General features: G+C 75.1%; 18 protein-coding genes and 1 pseudogene. 9 read left to right on the forward strand and 10 right to left on the reverse strand.

All coding sequences use genetic code 11. The features are described 5' to 3' along the window. Positions 1 to 26 precede the first annotated feature (26 nt). From ACI79C_RS05470 to fdh, 4 genes and pseudogenes are all read right to left on the reverse strand, one after another. Entirely contained in the window at positions 27 to 299 is a 273-nt protein-coding gene (locus ACI79C_RS05470) for a hypothetical protein (protein WP_456944611.1), read from the reverse strand. A gap of 40 nt (positions 300 to 339) precedes the next feature. After that, entirely contained in the window at positions 340 to 1,380 is a 1,041-nt protein-coding gene (gene nrfD, locus ACI79C_RS05475; RefSeq protein ID WP_456944612.1) for an NrfD/PsrC family molybdoenzyme membrane anchor subunit, read from the reverse strand. Between the two features lie 73 nt (positions 1,381 to 1,453). Further along, the gene (locus ACI79C_RS05480) at positions 1,454 to 2,518 is read right to left on the reverse strand and encodes a 4Fe-4S dicluster domain-containing protein (RefSeq protein ID WP_456944613.1); all 1,065 of its coding nucleotides are present in this window, start codon (positions 2,516 to 2,518) and stop codon (positions 1,454 to 1,456) included. A 118-nt stretch (positions 2,519 to 2,636) separates the two neighbouring features. Further along, positions 2,637 to 5,927: pseudogene (gene fdh / locus ACI79C_RS05485) on the reverse strand (formate dehydrogenase). A gap of 168 nt (positions 5,928 to 6,095) precedes the next feature. Between fdh and ACI79C_RS05490 the strand changes: the two are divergent. Continuing rightward, positions 6,096 to 8,702 (forward strand): EAL domain-containing protein, encoded by a 2,607-nt coding sequence (locus ACI79C_RS05490; RefSeq protein ID WP_456944614.1) that lies wholly within the window; start codon positions 6,096 to 6,098, stop codon positions 8,700 to 8,702. Here ACI79C_RS05490 and ACI79C_RS05495 read toward each other — a convergent pair whose 3' ends face one another. Next, positions 8,703 to 9,659 (reverse strand): hypothetical protein, encoded by a 957-nt coding sequence (locus ACI79C_RS05495; RefSeq protein ID WP_456944615.1) that lies wholly within the window; start codon positions 9,657 to 9,659, stop codon positions 8,703 to 8,705. It abuts the gene before it with no gap. A gap of 279 nt (positions 9,660 to 9,938) precedes the next feature. Here ACI79C_RS05495 and ACI79C_RS05500 point away from each other — a divergent pair, with 279 nt between their 5' ends. From ACI79C_RS05500 to ACI79C_RS05525, 6 genes are all read left to right on the forward strand, one after another. Next, positions 9,939 to 10,760 (forward strand): MBL fold metallo-hydrolase, encoded by an 822-nt coding sequence (locus ACI79C_RS05500; RefSeq protein WP_456944616.1) that lies wholly within the window; start codon positions 9,939 to 9,941, stop codon positions 10,758 to 10,760. After that, a complete protein-coding gene (locus tag ACI79C_RS05505) occupies positions 10,757 to 11,389 on the forward strand; it encodes a DedA family protein (protein ID WP_456944617.1) in 633 nt (210 codons plus the stop codon). The genes ACI79C_RS05500 and ACI79C_RS05505 overlap by 4 nt, the downstream gene beginning before the upstream one ends. Further along, entirely contained in the window at positions 11,386 to 13,533 is a 2,148-nt protein-coding gene (locus ACI79C_RS05510; RefSeq protein WP_456944618.1) for a phage holin family protein, read from the forward strand. Before ACI79C_RS05505 ends, ACI79C_RS05510 begins: the two co-directional genes overlap by 4 nt. Positions 13,534 to 13,618: 85 nt before the next feature. Next, positions 13,619 to 14,599 carry a glucosyl-3-phosphoglycerate synthase gene (locus tag ACI79C_RS05515; protein WP_456944619.1) on the forward strand — a complete coding sequence of 327 codons (981 nt, stop codon included), beginning with the start codon at positions 13,619 to 13,621 and terminating at the stop codon, positions 14,597 to 14,599. Between the two features lie 164 nt (positions 14,600 to 14,763). After that, positions 14,764 to 15,726: a glucosyl-3-phosphoglycerate synthase gene (locus tag ACI79C_RS05520; RefSeq protein ID WP_456944620.1), complete on the forward strand. Its 963-nt coding sequence runs from the start codon at positions 14,764 to 14,766 to the stop codon at positions 15,724 to 15,726. Further along, a complete protein-coding gene (locus ACI79C_RS05525; RefSeq protein WP_456944621.1) occupies positions 15,723 to 16,928 on the forward strand; it encodes a glycosyltransferase in 1,206 nt (401 codons plus the stop codon). The genes ACI79C_RS05520 and ACI79C_RS05525 overlap by 4 nt, the downstream gene beginning before the upstream one ends. Here ACI79C_RS05525 and ACI79C_RS05530 read toward each other — a convergent pair. Next, a complete protein-coding gene (locus ACI79C_RS05530) occupies positions 16,925 to 17,887 on the reverse strand; it encodes a Gfo/Idh/MocA family protein (protein ID WP_456944622.1) in 963 nt (320 codons plus the stop codon). The two genes, ACI79C_RS05525 and ACI79C_RS05530, sit on opposite strands and share 4 nt — an antisense overlap. Positions 17,888 to 17,955: 68 nt before the next feature. Between ACI79C_RS05530 and ACI79C_RS05535 the strand changes: the two genes are divergently transcribed. Both ACI79C_RS05535 and ACI79C_RS05540 read left to right on the forward strand, forming a co-directional pair. Next, complete coding sequence (locus tag ACI79C_RS05535) at positions 17,956 to 18,405, forward strand: DUF5946 family protein (RefSeq protein WP_456944623.1); 450 nt, start codon at positions 17,956 to 17,958, stop codon at positions 18,403 to 18,405. A gap of 45 nt (positions 18,406 to 18,450) precedes the next feature. After that, the gene (locus ACI79C_RS05540) at positions 18,451 to 19,128 is read left to right on the forward strand and encodes a TetR/AcrR family transcriptional regulator (protein ID WP_456944624.1); all 678 of its coding nucleotides are present in this window, start codon (positions 18,451 to 18,453) and stop codon (positions 19,126 to 19,128) included. 13 nt (positions 19,129 to 19,141) lie between these two features. Here ACI79C_RS05540 and ACI79C_RS05545 read toward each other — a convergent pair whose 3' ends face one another. The 4 genes from ACI79C_RS05545 to ACI79C_RS05560 form a co-directional block, all read right to left on the reverse strand. Beyond that, positions 19,142 to 19,735 carry a TetR-like C-terminal domain-containing protein gene (locus ACI79C_RS05545; RefSeq protein ID WP_456944625.1) on the reverse strand — a complete coding sequence of 198 codons (594 nt, stop codon included), beginning with the start codon at positions 19,733 to 19,735 and terminating at the stop codon, positions 19,142 to 19,144. 153 nt (positions 19,736 to 19,888) lie between these two features. Beyond that, a complete protein-coding gene (locus ACI79C_RS05550) occupies positions 19,889 to 20,221 on the reverse strand; it encodes a hypothetical protein (protein ID WP_456944626.1) in 333 nt (110 codons plus the stop codon). Positions 20,222 to 20,314: 93 nt separating this feature from the next. Then, the gene (locus ACI79C_RS05555) at positions 20,315 to 21,205 is read right to left on the reverse strand and encodes a 1,4-dihydroxy-2-naphthoyl-CoA synthase (protein WP_456944627.1); all 891 of its coding nucleotides are present in this window, start codon (positions 21,203 to 21,205) and stop codon (positions 20,315 to 20,317) included. Between the two features lie 33 nt (positions 21,206 to 21,238). Then, a complete protein-coding gene (locus ACI79C_RS05560; protein ID WP_456944628.1) occupies positions 21,239 to 21,439 on the reverse strand; it encodes a hypothetical protein in 201 nt (66 codons plus the stop codon). Between the last annotated feature and the right edge of the window lie 472 nt (positions 21,440 to 21,911).

Below are 21,911 nucleotides of genomic sequence, written 5' to 3' on the forward strand. Positions count from 1 at the left end.
GCGGACCTCCCGACGAGGAGACCCGGTCAGCCCCTCCTCCGCCGCCGCGCCAACTCGCCCTCCAGCCGGGCGACCTCCGCCTCCAGCCCCCGGGCACGGGCCCGGCGCAGCGCCCGTCGCACCCGCCGCGGCCGGGACAGCAGCGCCCACGTCACCCCGGCCAGCAGCACCAGGCCGGTGAGCCAGCCGGCGATCTCCGGGTTGCCCCCGAGACCGGTCGCCTCCCACACCGTGTAGCCGACGACATAGCCCAGGACGACGACGAGCAGCGCCGGCACCGCGAGGACGAAGACCGACACACCGGCCCTTCCCCGCGAGCGCCCCGGCCGGACGCAGCCCTCAGCGGGTGATGGTCGAGGCGTGCCCGTTCTGCCCCGCCTCGAGCCGCTCGCGCTGCGGGACGACGACGTACTTGGGGTCCTTCGTGCTGGCGATGCCCGCCTCGAACACCCCGAACCGGGTCAGCAGCGACCCCGCCGCCAGCAGCACGCCCGAGGCCACCGCGCCCTGCCGCCGGCGTCCCGCGACGACGGTCAGCGCCGCACCGGCCGCGGTGCACGCCTTCGCCGCCCGCAGCAGGGCTCCGGGCCGGCCCTCGTGGTAGGGCTCGCTGACGATCCCGTGGTCGTTCTCCACCCGGTGCGTCACGGCCAGCTCGACCGCCGCGCCGACGACGGCCATCTTCCGGGCCGGGCCGGCCTCGGAGACCGGGGTCAGCGCCATCGCGATCCCGCCACCGGCCGCCATCCCGGAGGCCCCGAAGAGGTAGGGCAGCTGGGTGTGCGCCGCGTGCCAGGACGGGACGGCGGTGTTGGCCAGCAGCACCCCGGTGTAGGAGGCCAGCGGCCCGCCGAACAGCGCCGCCACCACGCCGCCGAGGCGCTTGAGCCGCGGGAACCAGCCGAGCAGCTCGACGGCCGCCGTCGCCCCGGCCGCCGCGCTGAACGGCGACAGGATGTAGGTGCCGACCGACAGCGGCGACGTCGGCTTGAGCACCCGGAGCATGTGCAGGAACCGCTCGGGCCGGCCGAGGTCGTGGATCAGGAAGACCACCGAGGCGATCGCCCCGCCGCCCGAGACCAGCCGGGTGACCCGGGTCAGGTGCGGGCGGTCGGTGAGGTCGGCGATCGCGCCGAGGATCGACGACGACCCGGCGGCACCGCCGAGGAAGAGGTACAGCGGGACGTCGGGGCTCTTCCACACCGGTGTCTTGACGATCTGCCGGCCGTAGTACGAGGAGAACTCGGCCTCCTCGACCATCGGCACCTCGCCGCCGGGACGGCCGCCGCCCCGACGACGGCGCCGCTTCCCGTTCGCCGTGACGTCCGAGCCGCCGGCCCGGCGCCAGCCGGCACCCGGCGTGGCGACCCCCTCGGTCACAGCTGCTCCTCGCTGGCGCTCGTCGGAGCTGTGCCCATCGGTGCTCTGCCTGTGCGTGACCTCGCAAGCTCGGTCACGTGTGCCTCCTCGAACCGAGGACGGCCGACAGGGCCACGCCGACGATCATCGCCGCGGCGGCCCCGGCCGCCCTCCACATGGCGGGCAGGTCCCGCGTGGTCACCACCGGGTCCGGCGGCAGGCCGTAGACCTCCGGCTCGTCGAGCAGCAGGAAGAACGCCCCGTTGCCGCCGACGCCGTCGTCCTCGTCGCGCCCGTAGAGCCGGGCGGTCTCCACGCCCTGCGCCTTCAGCGTGGCCAGCCGCGCGTCGGCCCGGGCCTGCAGCTCGTCGAGGTTGCCGAACTGGATCGACTGGGTGGGGCACGCGGTGGCGCACGCCGGCTGCAGCCCGTCGGTCAGCCGGTCGTAGCACATGGTGCACTTGAACACCCGGCCGTCGCCCTTGCGCTGGTTGATGACGCCGTAGGGGCAGGACGCCACGCAGTAGCCGCAGCCGTTGCAGATGTCGCCCTGGACGACGACCGTGCCGAACTCGGTGCGGAACAGCGCCCCGGTCGGGCAGACGTCCAGGCACCCGGCGTGCGTGCAGTGCTTGCAGACGTCGGAGCTCATCAGCCAGCGGATCTGCTTGTCGGTGCCCGACTGACCGGTCTGCGGGTCGTACTCGGACAGCGCCTCGGCGTTGAGCACGCTGGCCTGCGCGTCGGCCAGGCTGTCCCCGGTCGCGTTGGACGGTGAGGGCCCCAGCCCCTGCCGGTCGTCGCCCGGCCGGCCGAAGGTCGGCATCGGGAGGTCCACCGTGCGGCTCTGCTCGACGAACGCCACGTGCCGCCAGCTGTTGGCGCCCAGCTGACCGGTGTTGTCGTAGGACATGCCCGACAGCCCGATGACGTCGCGCGTGCCGTGCGAGTCGTCCATCGGGAGGGAGTTCCACTCCTTGCACGCCACCTCGCAGGCCTTGCAGCCGATGCACACCGAGGTGTCGGTGAAGAAGCCCACCCGCGCCGGGTGGTCGTCGTCGTAGCCGGCCTCACCCTGGACGTCGGGCAGCGGCCCGAACAGCCGGTGCTCCGGGTCCCGCCCGGTGAAGGCCGGGCTCGCCGAGCTGATCGACGTCATGCCGGCCTCCTCTCGCTCATCCCGCCGTCCTCCCGCGCCGTGGCGCGTCCTCCCCCACCGTCTGCCACGAGGGAGGACGCGCCACGATCAGGTGGCCTGATCGTGGCCGCGGTCGCGCTCACTGCGTGGACCCCTCCCCGGCCTCGGCCGCGACCGGGTCGCGCCCGTTGAGGCCGACGCGACCCGAGGCGACCCCGGCCCGCCGCCGGTAGCCCTCGACGAACTCGATCAGCTCCGGGCCGCGCGGCCGGCGTCCGGGCCGGATGTCGGCGGTGCTGACCTTGTCCTCCTGGATGTGTGTGTTCGGGTCGAGCACGATGCCCAGCAGGTCGTTGGCCGAGTCGCCGGTGGAGATGCCGCTGTAGGACCAGTGGTAGGGCATCCCGATCTGGTGCACGACCGTGCCGTCCCGCAGGCGGATGGGCCGCATCCGCTCGGTGACCAGCACCTTGGCCTCGATCGCCGTCCGCGTGCTGACCAGCGTGGCGTACTCGCCGTTGGCCAGCCCCCGCAGCTGCGCCAGCTCCGGGCTGACCTCGACGAAGAACTCGGGCTGGAGCTCGGACAGGTAGGGCAGGGTGCGGCTCATCCCGCCGGCCGTGTGGTGCTCGGTCAGCCGGTAGGTGGTCACCTGGAACGGGAAGACCTCGCTGCGCGACGGGTTCTCCCGGTTCCACGGACCCTCGATGCGCTCGATCGTCGGGTTGGCCTGCTGCTTGTACAGGGCGTTCTCCACCACCGACTCGGCCGGCTCGTAGTGAGTCGGCAGCGGGCCGTCGACCAGCCCCGCCGGCGCGTACAGCCACGCCTTGCCGTCGCCCTGCATGACGAACGGGTCGGTGCCGGCGAGCGCGTCCTGCGCCTTGGCCCCGTCCGGGGGCACGTAGGACGGCGGCTTGTGCGCCTCGAAGTCAGGGACGTCCTCACCGACCCAGCGACCGGCGTCGGCGTCCCACCAGACGTACTTCTTCCGCTCGCTCCACGGCCGGCCCTCCGGGTCGGCCGAGGCCCGGTTGTAGAGCACCCGGCGGTTGTACGGCCAGGCCCAGCCCCACTCGGAGGCGGTGGGCCCCTGCTCGCGACCGGGCTTGCGGCGGGCGGCCTGGTTCACCTCGTCGGCGTAGACGCCGGAGTAGATCCAGCAGCCGCACGAGGTCGAGCCGTCGTCCTCGAGGTCCATGTACCCGGAGACGGCGCGGCCGTCCGGTCCCATCCCGTTGATCTCGCGCAGCACCGCCGCGGCGCTCGGGTCCTGCGTCTCCCCCTCGAGCGGGTAGTCCCAGGTCAGGTCGAGCAGCGGGCGGTCGCGGGGGTCGGTGGAGTCCTTCAACCGCTCCCGCAGGATCCGGCCCAGGTGGAAGTAGAACCACAGGTCGCTGCGGGCGTCGTCCGGCGGCTCGACCGCCTTGTGCCGCCACTGGAGGACGCGCTCGGTCTGGGTGAACGTGCCCTCCTTCTCCGCGTGCGTGGCCGCGGGCATGAAGAAGACCTCGGTCGAGATGGAGTCCGGGGACAGTTCGCCCGTCTCGATCTCCGGGGACTCGTTCCAGAAGGTCGCCGACTCGATCAGCTGCAGGTCCCGGACGACCAGCCAGTCGAGGTTGGCCAGGCCGAAGCGGTTCATCCGGCCGTTGGGGTGGCCGACCGACGGGTTCTCCCCGACCAGGAAGTACCCCGAGACCTTCCCCTGGATCATGTCGGCGATCGTGCGGTAGGAGCTGTGGTCGCCGTCGATCTTGGGCAGGTGGTCGAAGCAGAAGTCGTTCTCCGGCTGCGCGGCGTCGCCGAACCAGGCCTTGAGCAGGTTGACCATGTAGGTCCGCTTGTTGCCCCAGAAGCCGGCCTTGCCGGCCGCGTCGGCGACGTACTCCTCCAGCGTCTGGTGCTGGAGGGCGTGCGGCATGGGCAGGTAGCCCGGCAGCAGGTTGAACAGCGTCGGGACGTCGGTCGAGCCCTGGATGCTGGCGTGCCCGCGCAGCGCCATGATCCCGCCGCCCGGCCGGCCGATGTTGCCCAGCAGCAGCTGCAGGATCGACGCGGTCCGGATGTACTGCGCGCCGACGCTGTGCTGCGTCCAGCCCACCGAGTACACCCACGCCGTCGTCCGGTCGCGGCCGCTGTTCTCGGTGACCCACCGGGCGACCTGGAGGAACGCCTCGGGCTCGATGCCGCAGACCTCGGCGACCATCTCGGGCGTGTAGCGGGCGAAGTGCCGCCTGAGCACCTGGAAGACGCAGCGCGGGTGCTGCAGCGTCTCGTCCCGCTTGGGCTTGCTCGCGATCGGCGGGCCACCGCTGCCGGCGGCCTGCGCCCGGTCGGCCTTCTTGACGTCGGGGTGCTGCTCGGTGGCCTTCTGCTCCGCAGCCTCACCCGGGTCGTCCGAGGAGGCGTGCGGCGCCTCCTCCGGCTCGTACTGCCAGCTGGTCTCGTCGTAGGTGCCCTTCTCCGGGTCGAACCCGGAGAACAGGCCGTCGAGCTCCTCGGCGTCGACGAACTCCTCACCCACCAGCGCCGCGGCGTTGGTGTAGGCGACCACGTACTCCTTGAAGTACAGGTCGTTGTCGAGCACGTACTTGATCAGCCCACCGAGGAACGCGATGTCGGTGCCGACACGGATCGGCACGTGCAGGTCGGCGATCGCGCTGGTCCGGGTGAACCGCGGGTCGATGTGCACGACCTTCGCGCCGCGCGCCTTGGCCTCGGACACCCACTGGAAGCCCACCGGGTGGCACTCGGCCATGTTCGAGCCCTCGATGACGATGCAGTCGGCGTTCGCCAGGTCCTCGAGGGTGTTCGTGGCACCGCCACGTCCGAACGAGGTCCCCAGACCGGGGACCGTCGCAGAGTGCTATATGCGCGCCTGGTTCTCGATCTGGATCGCGCCCAGGGCGCTGTAGAGCTTCTTCATGAGGTAGTTCTCCTCGTTGTCGAGGGTCGCCCCTCCGAGGCTCGCTACTCCCATGGTCCGGTTGACGCGCTTGCCGTCGTTCTCGTCCTGCCAGCCCTTGCGGCGGGCCTCCAGGACGCGGTCGGCGATCATCTCCATCGCCGTGTCGAGGTCGAGGTCCTCCCACTCCGTCCCGTACGGACGGCGGTACCGGACCTTCGTGACCCGGGTCGGGCTGGTGACCAGCTGCTTGCTGGCGCTGCCCTTCGGGCACAGCCGGCCCCGGCTGATCGGCGAGTCCGGGTCGCCCTCGATCTGGACGATCTGCTCGTCCTTGACGAAGATCCGCTGCCCGCAGCCGACCGCGCAGTAGGGACAGACGCTCTGGACGACGCGATCGGCGGTGGCCGTGCGGCTCACCACGTTCTCGGTCGCCTTGCTGCGCGCGGCCCTGCCGCGTCCCAGGGGGTCGGGGCCGGTCAGCTGCCGGAACACCGGCCACGCATCGAGCCAGGTCTTCACCCCCCGAACTCTGCCACCTCGTGGCGGATCCGGCGCATCGGGCGGCGCGACCGCGCAGGTCACGGGGGTTGCGCCGGCCGACCGTGGGCCCGTCGCGCGCCGCCCCCTCCGGGTGAGCCGCCGCGGAACCCGCTGGAGTACAGACGGAGTCGTCCCGATGGAGGGAGGGTGACCCCCGTCCCCACTCCCGAGCGACCGGCCGTCCCCGCGGCGTCCGGGCTGCTGGGCCTGCCGTCCGTGGGAACGGCCGCGCTGCTCGTGGGCGCGTCCTCGCTGCTGGGCGCCCCGTCGGCCGTACAGGTCACCACGGGCCTCGTCCTGGCCCTCGCCGGGACGGCGCACCTGCTCGCCGGCGCCCGCAGCAGCGCCGCCCCCGCCGGCTGGCGCTGGTTGGCCGCGGCGGTCACGACGACCGGCGCGGGCGCGGCCCTCACACACCTCGCCCTCGACTCCCCGACGGGCGCCGTCGTCGGCGCCGTCCCCGGACTGCTCCTGGGCGTCGTCGCCCTCACGGCCCTGCGCGGCTCCATCCCCTGGCCCGCCGGACGCGCGCAGCTGGCGACCGCGGCGGTGCTCTTCGTCGTCGCCACGGTGATCGGCGTCCACGTGGTGGTGCACCCGGCCGCCACGGGCCCCGGCTCCCCGCCGCCGCTGGTCGCGGCCGGGCACGTGGTGCCGCTCGTGGTGGCCGTGACCACCGCCGTGGCGCTGCTCCTGCGCGGCACCGTGGCCGCGTCCCGCCGGCGGGTGGCCGGCCTGCTGCTCGGCGCGCAGGCGCTGACCGGGGCAGCGACCGTGGTCTCCGTCCTGGGCTGGGCACCGGGCGGCTCCGCACTCGCGCGGTGGGCCCTGCCGGCGGTCGGCGGGGCCGTCGTCCTGCTCTGCGCGGCCTGCCGGCTGGACACCCCCCGGCCCGAGACCGGGGACCCGCGGCTGCGGGCGACCTGCCTGACGGTGTCCCTGGTCCCGCACGCGCTGGTCGTCGTCGCCGGCACCATGCTGCTGCTGCGGCTGGGGTTCGCCGAGCAGCTCGACCCCATCGACGTGGCGATGGGCGTGGTCGGGCTGTTCGCCGTCCTGGCCCACCAGGTGGCCACGTGGCACACCCAGCGCCGGCTCACCACCGACCTGCTCCGCAGCGAGTCCTGCTTCCGCACGCTGGTGCGCGGCAGCGCCGACCCGGTCGTCATCCTCGACGACCGGCTCCGGGTCACCTTCGCCTCCCGCGCGATCACCGACCTGCTCGGCCGGACGCCGGACGACGTCGTCGGCCGGCCGATCGCCGAGGTCGTGCACCCCGACGACACCCCGGCGCTCTCCGCCGCCCTCACCGCGCCGGCGCCCGCGGCCGCACCCGCCGTCCGCACCGCGCGGATCCGGCACGCGGACGGCCGCTGGCGGCTCATCCAGGCCACGGTGAGCGACCTGCGCGCCGACCCCGACGTCGGGGCCCTGGTCCTCTACTGCCGGGACGTCACCGGGGACGCGCCCGCGCCCGACGCCGACCTGTCACTGCTGGAGCTCTCCGTGGCCGACCCGGCCACCGGGCTGCCCAACCGCTCGGCGCTGGTCCGCCGCATGGCCGCGCTGCGGGCCGAGGGGGTGCGGCGCCCGCGGTCCCTGGCGCTGCTGGGGGTCACCGGCCTGGAGCGGCTCGCACCCGAGGTGGCCGGCGCAGCCCTGCGGGACCTCGCCGGTCGCCTCGCCCGCGGGCTGCGTGGCGAGGACTGGCTGGCCCGGACCAAGGACGACACCTTCGCCGTCGTCGCCCACGGGACCATCGCCGACGCCGAGGTGCTCGCCGCCCGGCTGGTCGCGACGGTCGGCGCGGCCGGTGCGGAGCTCCAGGCCGCGGCCGGCGTCACCGCCCTGTCCGACGACCTCGACCCGTGCGAGGCGCTGCGGCAGGCCGACCTGGCCCTGCGCGCGGCCGGGCCGGGCCGCGTGCACCGCTACGAGGACGCCGCCCGCCTGGAGCGCGAGCGTCGGGAGGCGCTGCGGGCCGATCTGGCCGGCGCTCTCGACCGGGGGGAACTGCGCGTGGTCTTCCAGCCCGTGGTCGACCTCGTCCTCCACCGCACCGTGTCCGTGGAGGCGCTGCTCCGGTGGCGGCACCCGGTGTTCGGCGAGGTCTCGCCCGCCACGTTCGTGCCGCTGGCCGAGGACTCGCCGCTCATCACCGAGCTGGGCCGCTGGGTGCTGGCCCAGGCGTGCCGCACCGTCGCCACGCTGCCCGGCTCCGACCTGGCCGTCGCGGTCAACGTCTCGGCCCGTCAGGTGCGCAGCGGGTCCCTGGTGTCCGACGTCCTCGCGGCGCTGGAGACCAGCGGGCTGCCGGCCGGCCGGCTGCTCATCGAGCTGACCGAGTCGATGCTGCTCGACGACGATGCGGTGCTCGAGGACCTCGACGTGCTGCGTCGGCTCGGCGTCCGGGTGGCCGTCGACGACTTCGGTACCGGCTGGTCGTCCCTGGCCTACCTGGTAGGGCTGCCCATCGACGTCCTCAAGATGGACCGGCAGTTCCTCGCCGACGTGGAGCACGACCCGCAGCGGCAGGCGCTGTGCCGGTCGGTGCTGCACCTGGGCAGCAGCCTGGACCTGCCGGTCGTGGTGGAGGGCGTCACCACCGACGCGGAGCTGGACCTGCTCCGCGACATGGGGCACCGCTACCTGCAGGGCTACGCACTGTCCCGGCCGCTCGAGGTGGAGCAGCTCGTGGCGGGGAACTGGCCCACCGGCCGCAGCCCCGCCGTCCGCGGCTCCCTCTCTCGGTGATCATGGGGTTGTCGTCGGCCCGTACGGCGTGTTCGACCGTGTCGCCTGCAACAAGCCCATGATCAACGCCTGGCCGGGGCAGATCAGGGACGCCAGCCGCGGTGGACCAGGGCTCGCCGCGTCCGCTCCACGACGACCGCCGGGCCGGTCAGGTGCCGAGCGGCGAACCGGACGACGAGCCACCCGTCGGCCGCCATGAGGGAGTACCGGTCGATGTCCCGCCCGAACTGCTCGGGGTCGGCGTGCTGGGCGGCCCTCGTACTCCAGGGCGATCCGCCACTCGGGGTAGCCGAGGTCCGCGTGGGTCACCTCCCTCCCCCACCGGTCGTGCACGGGCACCTGGACCTCAGGGTCGGGGAGGTCGCTGGACACGAGCCAGTAGCGGACCAGGCTCTCGGGCCGGGATGCCGCCCTCGGGTCCAGCAGCGACGCGCAGTCGCGAGCCCGCACCACCCCGCGCACCCGGCCGGCGCGTTCGAGCCGACGGGCCAGCGCGTCGGCCGTCATGTGGCCGGCGCGCACCAGCGCGTCTCCCACGGCCACGAGCTCCGCGTCCGGCAGCCGGGCGGCGAGGTCGAGGAAGGTCTGCGGTCCGGACGTCAGGCGCAGCCCCGCCGGGTTCACGACGACGTCCTCCGGTGTGAGCAGCCGCTCGTGCACGGTCAGGCCCGCACGCCGGGGCAGCCGTCCGCGGGACGGGACGACCACGGAGGTCGTGCGAGCCGACCCCACCGGGGCCTCGCACAGGGCCGCTGCCGTCCCGAGGCCGAACGCCGCATCGGCGGGCAGGACCAGCGCCCAGGCCCGGCACCGGGCGACCAGGTCCGGGTCCACCGCGGAGGACAGGTACACCCCGCGACCGAGCCGGACGCCGTCCTGCGCGATCTGTCCCCGCGTCGCACCCCGCGTGCGGGCCGACGCCCACGTGTACGCCGTCCCCAGCTCGAGCCTCGTCATGGTGGGGACCGTCACCGGTCGTCGGCCCCCCGCGGTCCGCCCTCGGGGATCTGTGGACGACGCGGAGGCCTGGGGACACCGCCGCCCGGACGGTGATCATGGGGTTGTCGTCGGCTCGTACGGCATGTCCGACCGTGTCGCCTGCAACAACCCCATGATCAACGGGGAAGCGGGTGAGGTGACCACGAGGTGACCACGCGGTGACGTGCGGCGGTCAGGGGTTCCCCGGAAGGGGAGATCCGGTGCCGGGATGTCACCGGCGAGGTCGATACTGGGCGGGTGGGGGACCTCGACCTGCACTTCCTCGGCCACTCGACGGTGCGCGTCGAGCTGGCCGGGCACACCGTGCTGACCGATCCCCTGCTCACCGGCCGGGTCGGGCCGCTGCGACGGGTGGTCCCGCCGCCGGCGCCCGGAGCCTGGGCCGGCGTCGACCTGGTGCTGGTCAGCCACCTGCACGGCGACCACCTGCACCTGCCCTCCCTGCGCCGGCTCGGGCCGGACGTGCGCATCGTCGTCCCCCGGGGCGCGGGGGCGTGGCTGCGCTCGCGCGGCTTCCGGCACGTCGTCGAGGTCCTGCCCGGCGAGTCGTTCGACCACGGCGCGCTGCGGGTGACCGCCGTACCCGCCGAACACACCGGTCACCGCTGGGGTCCCCGCCTGACCCACGGCCCCGACACCACCGCGGTCGGCCACCTCGTCGAGGGTGGCGGGCGCACCGTCTACGTCAGCGGCGACACCGACCTGTTCGACGAGATGCACCTGCTCGGCGAGCGCGGCGTCGACGTCGCGCTGCTGCCGGTGTGGGGCTGGGGCCCGACCCTCGGGCCGGGGCACCTCGACCCGCAGGCCGCCGCCGAGGCCGCCGCGCGCCTGCGCCCGCGGGTCGCCGTCCCGGTGCACTGGGGCACCCTGACCGTCCCCGGCGGCACGGTGCTGCCGGGGTTGCGGGGCCGGGTGCGCCCGCTGCTGACCGAGCCGCCGCACGCGTTCGCCGCCGCCGTCGCCGCACGCGGCCTGGACACCCACGTGGCCGTCACCCAGCCGGGTCGGCCGGTGCTCCTGCCGGCCGCGCCGGACGTCCCCGAGGTGGCGGCATGAGCGCGGGCGCGCTCGCCGCGGGCTGGACCGACGGGTCGATCGGCTACCCGGTCCTGTTCGGCGGCGTGCTGCTCGGCTCGATCGTGCCGGTGGTGCCCACCGGCGCCGTGGTGGGCGCGGGCGCCGCCTTCGCCATGACCGCCCACGAGCTCAACCTGCCGCTGGTGATCGTCGTCGCCACCCTCGCGGCCTGGACCGGGGACGTGGTCACCTTCGCCATCTGCCGGTTCGGCGGCCCGGCCGCCGTGCGCTGGGTGGCCCGCGGTCAGCACGCCGACCGGATCGAGGAGGTCCGCGAGCAGTTCCGCCGGCACGGCTGGCAGATCATCGTCGTCGGGCGGTTGCTGCCCGCCGGGCGGATCCCCGTGCTGCTGGCCGCGGGCGCGCTGGCCTACCCCTGGCGGCGGCTGCTGCCCTCCTCCCTGCTGGCCGCGGCCCTGTGGGCACTGGCCTACGCCCTGCTCGGCGTGGTCAGCGGCGGCATCTTCGACTCCCCGCTGACCGCCGTCCTGCTGGCCACGGTGCTGGTGCTCGTCGTCGGCGCGGTGCTCAACCTGGTGGGGTCGCGGCGCAAGAAGGCGCCCGAGCCCGACCGCGAGCCCGACCCCTCCCCCTGCGGACCGGCATGAGCTCACCCGCCGGGCCCGGCCGGGTCCTGCAGCGCGGCCGGACGACCGCCCGCGTGCTGCTCACGTGGGCGGCGACCACCGCCGCCCTAGTGGCCCTGGACGCCTGGCTCGAGGACTTCTCGATGGCCGGGTGGTGGCAGCCGCCGGTGATCGCGCTGCTCCTGGGCGCGCTGACGGCCCTGGTGTGGCCGCTGGTCATGCGGGTCGCCCTGCCGCTGGCCTTCTTCACCCTCGGGCTGGGCAGCTTCCTGCTGCTGGGAGCCGCGGTGCTGGGCTTGTCGTTCCTGATCCCCGGAGTGGTCATCGAGGACCTGCCCACCGGCGTCGTCGTCGGCGTCGGCATGGCCGCCGTCTCCGGCCTGGTCAGCAGTGTGCTGGCCATCGACGAGGACGAGCTGTTCTTCCGCCGCGCGCGCCGCCGGGCAGGGGGGACGACCGACGGCGAGCAGCGGCCGCCGGGCGTGCTCTTCCTGCAGATCGACGCGCTGTCCTTCGACACCGCGCGGCGCGCCGTCCGCGACGGGTCGATGCCCAACCTCGCCGCCTGGCTGCGCGCCGGCAGCCACACGATGACCTCCTGGCACACCGACTGGAGCTCGCAGACCGGCGCCTCGGTGATGGGCATCCTGCACGGTTCCAACTCCGACATCCCCGGGTTCCGCTGGTACGACAAGGAGCGCGACCGGATCGTCCGCGTCTCCTCCCCGGTCGACGCCGCCGAGCTCGAGCGCGCGCACTCCGACGGCCGCGGCCTGCTCTCCGGCGGGGGCGCCAGCCGCGGCAACCTGTTCACCGGTGACGCGACGCACGTCAGCCTCACGATGAGCTCGCTCTCCCACGTCGTCCCGGCGTCGAGCCGGCGGGCCCGCCAGGCGCGGGAGCGGGTCGGCTCCGGCTACTACGCGTACTTCGCCAACCCGGTGAACGCCCTGCGCACGCTCGCGGTCTCGGCCGTCGACATCCACCGCGAGCTGCTCGCGGCGGCCCGGGAGCGGCGCGCCGACGTCCGGCCGCGGGTGTCCCGCGGCGGCTTCTACCCGCTGGCCCGGCCGGGGACGACGGTGATCGCGCGGGACGTCGTCGTCTTCGCGCTGCTCGAGGACATGATGGCCGGCCGCCCGGTGGCCTACGCGGACTTCCTCGGCTACGACGAGGCCGCCCACCACGCCGGGCTCGAGCGCGCCGACAGCCTCGCGGTGCTGCGCAGCATCGACCAGCAGGTCGGCCGGCTGCACCGCGCGGCCCAGCTCGCGCCGCGGGAGTACCACCTGGTCTGCCTCTCCGACCACGGGCAGACCCAGGGCGAGTCGTTCACCAGCCGGTTCGGGGAGTCGATCGAGGAGCTGGTCGGCCGGCTCGCCGGCGGCGGGGACCTGGCCGAGCCGCACCAGACCGGTCCGCGCGACAGCCGCCGGCTCACCGAGAGCTGGCAGCTCGGGGCCGCGCTCGCCGAGGGCGGCGTCATCGCCCGCCGGCTGCGGGAGCGGGTGGAGCGTGCCGAGGGCGTGCCGCACTCGCACGAGCTGCCCGCCGACCGGGAGGGCTCGGGGCCGCGGGTGGCGCCGGGCGTGGTCGTCGCCGTCTCCGGCCACACCGCGATGGTCTCCTTCGCCGACATCCCGGGCCGGGTCTCGCTGGAGGAGATCGAGCGGCACTGGCCCCACCTGCTGCCGGGCCTGGTCGACCACGACGGCGTCGGCTTCGTGCTGGTGCACTCGGAGGAGTACGGACCGGTGGTGCTCGGCCGCGACGGGCTGCACCGCCTGGCCACGGGGACGGTTCTCGGCGAGGACCCCCTCGCGCCCTACGGCGAGCACGCGCCGGCGCTGGTGGCCCGCGCGTCGACGTTCCCGCACTGCGCCGACGTGGTCCTCAACAGCCGCTACGACCCCGACACCGACGAGGCCTCGGCGTTCGAGCCGCACGTCGGCTCGCACGGCGGCCTCGGCGGACCGCAGCAGCACGCGTTCCTCCTCCACCCACGGTCGTTCCGCCCGCCCGGCGAGATCGTCGGCGCCGAGGCGCTGCACCGGGTCCTCCGCGGCTGGCTCACCGACCTCGGTCACCCCGAGCCGACCGGCGAGGGCGCGGCCGTCGGCCCGCTGAGCGCGACCGCGCTGAAGGAGTCCGGCGTGGGGGTGTGACCGGCGGCAGGACGCCCGGTGACGGTCACGTGAACTCGCTCGTGCCTGCTGGCGCCGGTCCGAGATCGTCCCCGATGGTGAGCAGATGCGACCCGATGCGCGCGCCTGGTTCGAGCACCGGACCTCCTCCACCCCCTCGCTGGACGTCCTCGACCTCGACGCCCTGCTCCGAGCCAAGCGTCGGGGTCAGCACCGGGTCAGCGTCGTCCTCCCGGCCCGCGACGAGCAGGACACGGTCGGTGGCCTGGTCGCGGGCATCCGCGAGCACTGGGTGCTGCGGACGCCGCTGGTCGACGAGCTGCTCGTCGTCGACTCCGACTCCAGTGACGCCACCGCGCAGGTGGCCCGTGCCGCCGGTGCCGACGTCGTCTCCACCGCGGAGGTGCTCCCCGCCCACGGCTCCCGCCCGGGCAAGGGGGAGGCGCTGTGGAAGTCGCTGGCCGCCACCACCGGCGACCTCGTCGTCTTCCTCGACTCCGACCTGCTCGGCGACGTCACGCACTACGTCCCCGGCCTGCTCGCGCCGCTGTTCACCGAGCCGCAGGTGGACTACGTGAAGGGCTGCTACACCCGGCCGCTGCAGGTCGACGGCCTCAGCGTCCCCGCCGGCGGGGGACGGGTCACCGAGCTGACCGCCCGGCCGCTGCTCAACGCGCTGTGGCCGGAGCTGGCCGGGTTCGTGCAGCCACTGGGCGGCGAGTACGCCGGCCGGCGCACCGCGCTCGAGCGGGTGCCGTTCGTGTCCGGGTACGGCGTCGAGGTCGGCCTGCTCGTCGACCTGCTGCAGCTGACCGGGCTCGGCGGCCTGGCCCAGGTCGACCTCGGCGTCCGGCGGCACACCTCGCAGAGCCAGGAGGCGCTGGGCCGCATGGCCGGGCAGGTGGTGTCGGCCGTGCTGTCCCGGGCGGGGGCCGCGCTGCAGGCCGAGGCCGGCGGGCTGCTCACCCAGTTCCGGCACGACGGCCTGGGGTTCGTACCGCAGAGCACCCCGGTCACCGTCGACGAGCGGCCGCCGATGATCACCGTGCCGGAGTACCGCGCCCTGCGCGCCGACGAGGTCGGCTGACCCGGGCGGGAGCACCCCGGCCAGCGAGGACCGGGCACAGCGAGGACACGCCCGAGCGCGGAATCTGCGCGGCTGCCCCTGTGCGGGAGCCCGCTCGCACGGCATCCTGGCGCGACGGGGGTCCCGTGCCGACAACGGGGTCGGCACCCGACCAGGGGAGACGCGTGCGTCCTGACGTCCGGCGCTGGCTGCGCCACCGCACCTTCACCGCCGACACCTGGGAGGCCGCCGAGCTGGTCGCCGAGAAGCAGGAGTGGGGGACGACGGTCAGCGTCGTCCTCCCCGCGCTCGACGAGGAGCGCACGGTGGGTCAGATCGTCGGCGCCATCCGCGAGGCGCTGGTGGAGCGATGTCCCCTCGTGGACGAGCTCGTCGTCATCGACAGCGGCTCGACCGACCGGACGGCGGAGGTGGCGGCCGCCGCCGGTGCCCGCGTCGTCCACGTCGACACGGTCCTGCCCGCCCACGGCAGCCGTCCCGGCAAGGGCGAGGCGCTGTGGAAGTCCCTGCACGCCACCACCGGTGACCTGGTCGTCTTCGTCGACGCCGACCTGATCGGCTTCTCCCCGCACTTCGTCGTCGGGCTGCTCGGCCCGCTGCTCACCGACCCCACCATCGGCTACGTCAAGGCGCTCTACGACCGCCCGCTGACCACCACCGACGGGATCGTGCCCTCCGGGGGCGGCAGGGTCACCGAGCTGGTCGCCCGGCCGCTGCTGAACGCGTTCTGGCCGGAGCTGTCCGGTTTCGTGCAACCGCTCTCCGGTGAGTACGCCGGCCGCCGGCGGCTGCTCGAGCAGGTGCCGTTCGTCTCCGGCTACGGCGTCGAGTTCGGCCTGCTGGTGGACCTGCTGCGCCAGACCGGCCTGGACGCCCTGGCGCAGGTCGACCTCGGCACCCGGCAGCACACGCACCAGGCCGACGCCGCGCTGGGCCGGATGGCGGGGCAGATCCTGCAGACCGCTCTCGCGCGGCGGCCCGGCGCCGGCCGGCCGGGCGGGGAGCTGCTGCAGTTCCTGCGCACCGCCGACGGCCTGGAGGGCGTCAGCTGGGACGTCACGGTCGTCGAGCGGCCGCCGATGCGGTCGGTGCGTGCGGCCCAGGGCACTTCGGAGCCGGGCGCATGAAGATCCTGATGGACGCCGGGCCGTGGCTGCCCGTGCCGCCCCCGGGCTACGGCGGCCTGGAGAACGTCGTCGCCACGCTGACCGCCGAGCTGCGCGCCCGCGGGCACACCGTCGTCCTGGCCTCGGTCGGCGACTCCACGCTGCCGGTCGACGGCCTGGTCAGCGCCTTCCCGACCGGCCGGTTCGAGCTCCTGGGCGGGCCGTACCCGCAGGTGGTGGGGACGGCGCACGCGCACGAGCACGTGGTCCAGGCGACCATCGCGGAGCACGCGCTGGCCGGCCAGCCCTTCGACCTCGTGCACACCCACGTCGAGGTGGTCGGCCCGGCCATGCTCGGCAGCCTGGGGGACGCCGCTCCCCCGGTGCTGGCCACGCTGCACTGGGACCTGCACCGCAACGCCGAGTTCTGGGCGAGCTTCGACGGCCGGGGCCGGGTGTTCTTCGCCGGCGTCTCCGACAGCCAGGTGGCGCGGGCCCCGCAACGGCTGCGGGAGCAGGTCCTGGGCGCGGTGCCGCTCGCCGTCCCGATCGACGACGTGCCCCCGGTCCCGCGCTCGGAGCGGAGGGACTCGGTGCTGGTGCTGTCCCGGCTGTGCGAGCCCAAGGGCATCGACACCGCGCTGCGGGCCTGCCGGGCCGCGGGGGTGCCCCTGGTGCTCGCCGGGCCGGTCGGCGGGCTGCCCGACCGGAACGCGCTGGCTGCGGCCCTGGCCACCCCCGGCCACCCGGCCCGCTCCCACCCCGACGTCGCGTGGTTCCTGGAGCACGTCGACCCGCACCTGGACGGCGTCTCCGCGCGCTGGATCGGCAGCGTGGGCGGGGACCAGAAGGCCGAGCTGCTGCGCACGTCCCGGGCGGTGCTGTTCCCGATCCGCTGGGAGGAACCCGGGGGCACCGCCGTCTGCGAGGCCCTGGCCGCCGGCACCCCGGTCGTGGCCATGGCCCGCGGCTGCCTGCCCTCCCTGGTGGAGGACGGCACCACCGGGTTCCTGGCCACCGACGAGGACGGCTTCACCTCCGCGCTGGGGCGGCTCGACGAGATCGACCCCGAGCTGTGCGCCGCGGAGGCCCGCCGCCGGTTCGCGCCGGCGGTGATGGCCGACGGCTACGAGCGGCTCTACGCCCGGGCGCGGGAGCGGGCGCGGTCCTCGCTCCCCCGGCCGCGGATCCGGCCGGCGGGCCAGGACGCCGTCGTGGGTTAGACGCTCGTCACCCGGACGGCGCTCCCGCTGCGCGCGGACTCCGCGATCGCCACCGCCACCCGGTGGGTCCGCAGCGCCTCGGCGTAGTCGACCAGCGCCCCGGACGGGGGCCTCCCGGCGAGCAGGTCGACGAAGGCCCGGTCCACGGCGGTGCGCGCGTCGACGGAGGGCTCGGTGCGCTCGGAGCCCGCGGCCGTGGTGACGGTCAGCGACGTCTCGGTGAGCTCGACGGCCGCGCCGTCACACACGACGTCCAGGCCGGCGCGGACCTTGACCGGCAGCGAGCAGGCGGCGGTCACCGTGCCCACCGCGCCCGAGGCGAAGGTGAGCAACGCCGCCGTGGCGTCGTCGACGTCCCGCCCGGCGGCGCTGGAGGGCGCCGCGACCGCGCGGACCTCGACCACCTCACCGGCCAGCAGCCGGGCCAGGTCGAGCACGTGGGTGAGCTGCTCGACCACCTGCCCGCCGGAGGTCTCCGACCGGGCCCACCACGCCGGGGGCGGCACCTTGTCCAGCCACGTGGCGTCGACCAGCCGGGGCCGGTGGGCGGCGCAGACGGCGCGGGCGGCGGCCACGGTGTCCAGGTGCCGCCAGTGGTAGCCGGTCGCGGTCGGCAGCCCGGCGGCGGCGACCGCGGCGGCCACCTCCTCGGCGACCGGCAGCCCGGTGGCCAGCGGCTTCTCGACGAGGAACGGCGTCCCGGCGCGGACGGCGGCCAGCTCCAGCTCCCCGTGGGCGAAGGGCGGCACGCACAGCCACACCCCGTCGAGGGACTGCGCCAGCAGCGCCGGGACGTCGTCCACGACCGGCAGGCCGAGGTCCGCGGCGAGCGCCGAGGCGGCACCGGGCACCACGTCCGTGACGCCGACGAACTCGACGTCGGGGAACCCCGCCAGCGTGCGGGCGTGCCGCGCACCCACTCCCCCTGCTCCGACCAGCCCGACCCGCACCGTTCCCATGACCGGCCTCTGCCCACCCGGGTCGCCCGGGAACCGCACCGCGGCGCGCGGTGCGGCAGGATCGACCGGTGTCCTCCCGCCGGCCCGCGTCGCCCCCTCCGCCGCCCGCCGCGGAGCCGACCACCGTCCGCTGCCCTGGCTGCGGCTCGGTCCTGGCCGCGTCGCCCGGGGACGGCGCGGCCCCGACGGCCGCCTGCGCGCGGCTGTTCGAGGAGACGCTGCGCGGGCTGCGCGAGGACGCGGGGGCCGATCCGCGGGCCGCGTCGACCGTCGCCCTCGCCGACGACGCCTACGCGGTCCAGCACCCCGACGGGGATCTGCAGCAGCGGCTGCCCGGCCTCGCCGTCCGGCTCGGGGAGCCGACGCCCGCGGAGCTCCCCGCCGGGGCGGTCCCGGTGTGGCACACCACCATCGCCGACGTCGCTGCCGACCTCGACGTCATCGACCTGGCCGTGCTGGTGACGGCGTGGGCACGCGCCGTCCTCGCCGATGCCACGCGGACGGGCCTCGCCTCGTGAGCCGTGGTTCGGAGGCCATCTACGGAGAGTTGTTACGCTGATACCGTGAGTGAGCAGAACGACCGGCGCGCGGGGAAGAAGGCGCAGACCCGGGCACTCATCCGGGACACCGCCCGCCGGCTGTTCACCGAGCGCGGCTTCGAGGCGGTCACCATCGTGGACATCGCCGGCGCCGCGGATGTCGCCGTCCAGACGGTGTTCAACCACTTCGCCAGCAAGGAGGACCTCTTCTTCGACGGGCGCACACCGTGGGTGGAGGGGCCGGCGGAGGCCGTGCGCACCCGCCCCGAGGGCGTTCCCCCGCTCGATGCGCTGCACGGCTACCTCACCTCCCGCGTGGGCCTGCAGGTCCACACGCTGGCCACGCCGGAGGGTCGCGAGTACGTCACCGCCGTCGAGGCCTCACCGACCCTGTGCGCCCGCGAGCGGGAGCTGCACCACGCGTCCACCGCGCTGCTCGCCGAGGCGCTGCTGGAGGCGTGGGCCCAGGAGGGCACCGCGCCGTCCCTGCCCAGCGACCCCCGGACGGCGGCCTCGGTGACCGCGGCGGTCTGGCTGGCCGCCGTCCGGACGCTGATCTACGAGCAGCGCCGGGGCCTGGGGCAGGGGGCCGCCTCCGGGGACCCGGTGCAGGGCGCCGCGGTCGCGTGCACCGAGGCCGACCACGTCCTGTCCGGCCTGACCGCGATGACCAGGGCTCCCCGGCTGCGTCGCACCGGCTGACCGGAACGCCGGCTCAGACGGCGGCGCCCTCGCGGACGGGCACCAGGATCGGCACGAGCACCTCGTCGACGACCCGCCGCAGCTGGTCGGCGGTCATGACCCCGTTGGCCGAGGTGAAGCGCTGCCACCAGAAGGCCTCCAGCACCGAGCCCAGCAGCGCCCGCCGCGACTCGGGCACCTCGTGCCCGCGCTCGGCCTGACGGGCGGCGATCTCCGTGACCGCCTCGGCCAGCGGCTGCACCAGGGCGGCGTCGAGGCCGGCCCGCAGGTCCTCGTCGTGCCGGGCGGCGCCGACCAGGCTGGCCGTCGCGCGCTCCTCGCGGTCGAGGGGCCGGCGCCAGCGGTCGACGAGGGCAGCGAGGTCGTCCCGGAGGGAACCGGTGTCCGGGGGGACCCGCACCAGCGTGAACCGGCCGACGGCCGAGCGGGCCATCGCCGCCATGGTCGGCCACCGCCGGTAGATCCCGGCCTTGCCGGCCCGGGCACGAGCGGCGACGCGGTCGCTGTTGAGCCGGCCCCAGCCCTCCTCCGCGAGGATGTCGACCGCCACGGAGAGCAGCTGGTCGGAGAGCTCGGCGCTGAGGGGGCGACCCGGCGTTCCCGTCACGCCGACGCCCGAAGACAGGTGGACCTCACCGCGACATCGTGGACGGTGAGCTGAGCGATCACAATGACCGGAACCCAAATCCACAGGAGTTTCTTAAGGGTCTCAACCAAACGCACACCGTCCGCGGCCGGGCGCCACCCGATCGTGTGGACGTCAGGCGCCGGCGGCGCTCTCCACGTGCACCTGCAGGCTCGCTCCGTCGTCGGCCAGCCAGCCCTTGCCGCGGGCGTACTCGACCATCCCGTCCCACTGCTGGGCCCAGTCGGCGACCTGGGCCTGCGGCTCGGCCGCTGCCCGCAGCGCGGCGACGTCGAGGAAGCCGGTCTCGGCGTCCTGCAGTCGGCCCAGCCCGGCCTCGCGCAGGACGCCGTCGGCCTCCTCGTCGGTCACCGCCCCGAGGGCCAGGTGCAGCCTCGTCAGGTCGTCGACGTCCACGACCCGCACCTCGGGCACCTCGTCGGCGCCGCCCACCACCTCGACGATCACCAGAAGGACCCCCTTGTCCCCAGCCCTCGCGAACTCGCGCCGGGACCCGGAAGGGGGCCACGACGCCGGTACCGTTGGCGTCCCGCGAGATGCCTAAACGTGCCAGGGGAAACGGGTGAAGTCGGGAGCCCGCTTCTCCAGGAACGCGTCGCGGCCCTCGACGGCCTCCTCGGCCATGTACGCCAGGCGGGTCGTCTCGCCGGCGAACAGCTGCTGGCCGACCAGCCCGTCGTCGATGAGGTTGAACGAGTACTTGAGCATCCGCTGCGCGGTGGGGCTCTTGGCGACGATCCGCCGTCCCCAGTCCAGCGCGACCGCCTCCAGCTCGGCGTGCGGGACGACCCGGTTCACCATGCCCATGCGGTGCGCATCCTCGGCGGAGTACTCGTCGCCGAGGAAGAAGACCTCGCGGGCGAACTTCTGCCCGACCTGGCGGGCGAGGTAGGCCGAGCCGAAGCCGCCGTCGAAGCTGCCTACGTCGGCGTCGGTCTGCTTGAACCGGGCGTGCTCGGCCGAGGCGAGGGTCAGGTCGGAGACGACGTGCAGGCTGTGCCCGCCCCCGGCTGCCCACCCGGGGACGACGCAGATGACCACCTTGGGCATGAACCGGATCAGCCGCTGCGCCTCGAGCACGTGCAGCCGGCCGCTGCTGCGCCCCTTGTCGTGCTCGTAGCCGTACTTCCCGCGCACCCGCTGGTCGCCGCCGGAGCAGAACGCCCAGCCGCCGTCCTTCGGGCTGGGGCCGTTCCCGGTGAGGAGCACGCAGCCGACGTCGGTCGACAGCCGGGCGTGCTCCAGGGCGGTGATCAGCTCGTCGACGGTCTGCGGACGGAAGGCGTTGCGCACCTCCGGCCGGTCGAACGCGATGCGCACGACCCCGGCGTCGACCGCGCGGTGGTAGGTGATGTCGGCGAAGTCGAAGCCGTCCACCGGCTGCCACGCCGCGCTGTCGAAGATCTCGGAGACGTCGTCGCGGGCGGTCATGCGCTCGAACCTAGTGCGCTGCGGGAACGGCCCTCACGGGAGCAGTCCGCCGACCGCGTCGCCCGCGCCCTCGGTCACCCCGCCCACGACGTCGCCCGCGCCCTCGGTGACCTCGCCCAGCAGACCGCCGACACCGGGGGGCGGGCACTCGGCCTCCTGCGGTGCGCCCCCGCCGCCGGTCGAGCCCCCGCCGCCCGTCGGGCCCCCGCCGGCCACCGAGCCCCCGCCGGCCACCGAGCCCCCGCCGCCGGTCGAGTTCCCGCCGCCCGTCGCGGGGCCGCCCGTCGCGGGGCCTCCCGCCGAGCCGTCCCCCCGGCCGCCCGTCGACCCGCTCCCCGCGGAACCGCCGGGCGACCGGCGGTCGGCGTCCGCCGTCGGGCGGCCACTCGCGGGTGTCCCGGCCGGCGTCCCGGGCGCCGTGCCGCCGCCGGACGTCCGCTCGGGTGCGGTCCGCCCCGGGGAGGTGGAGCCGGCCGCCGACCCCGATCCCGATCCCGACCCCGACGACGCCGGTCCCCCGGCCGCCGACCCACCCGCGGCCTGACCCTGCGACGCCGGTGCGCCGGCCGACACCGGCCCGTCCCCGCCCGGGGTCGAGGACCCCGCGGGAGCGCCGGACTCGTCCGGGGAGCCGGTGGCCGCCGGCACACCCGGGACCGCCGGGACGTCGGCCGTGCCGCCCGGACCCGCCGGCCGCTGCCGACCG

The organism is Geodermatophilus sp. SYSU D00697, from assembly GCF_054050175.1.

Coding starts and splice junctions, on each gene's coding strand:
- ACI79C_RS05530 (WP_456944622.1), bottom strand. CDS start 17,887: ATGGGAACGGTGCGGGTCGGGCTGGTCGGAGCAGGGGGAGTGGGTGCG.
- ACI79C_RS05505 (WP_456944617.1), top strand. CDS start 10,757: ATGAGCGCGGGCGCGCTCGCCGCGGGCTGGACCGACGGGTCGATCGGC.
- ACI79C_RS05495 (WP_456944615.1), bottom strand. CDS start 9,659: ATGACGAGGCTCGAGCTGGGGACGGCGTACACGTGGGCGTCGGCCCGC.
- ACI79C_RS05510 (WP_456944618.1), top strand. CDS start 11,386: ATGAGCTCACCCGCCGGGCCCGGCCGGGTCCTGCAGCGCGGCCGGACG.
- ACI79C_RS05515 (WP_456944619.1), top strand. CDS start 13,619: ATGCGACCCGATGCGCGCGCCTGGTTCGAGCACCGGACCTCCTCCACC.
- ACI79C_RS05480 (WP_456944613.1), bottom strand. CDS start 2,518: ATGACGTCGATCAGCTCGGCGAGCCCGGCCTTCACCGGGCGGGACCCG.
- ACI79C_RS05555 (WP_456944627.1), bottom strand. CDS start 21,205: ATGACCGCCCGCGACGACGTCTCCGAGATCTTCGACAGCGCGGCGTGG.
- ACI79C_RS05525 (WP_456944621.1), top strand. CDS start 15,723: ATGAAGATCCTGATGGACGCCGGGCCGTGGCTGCCCGTGCCGCCCCCG.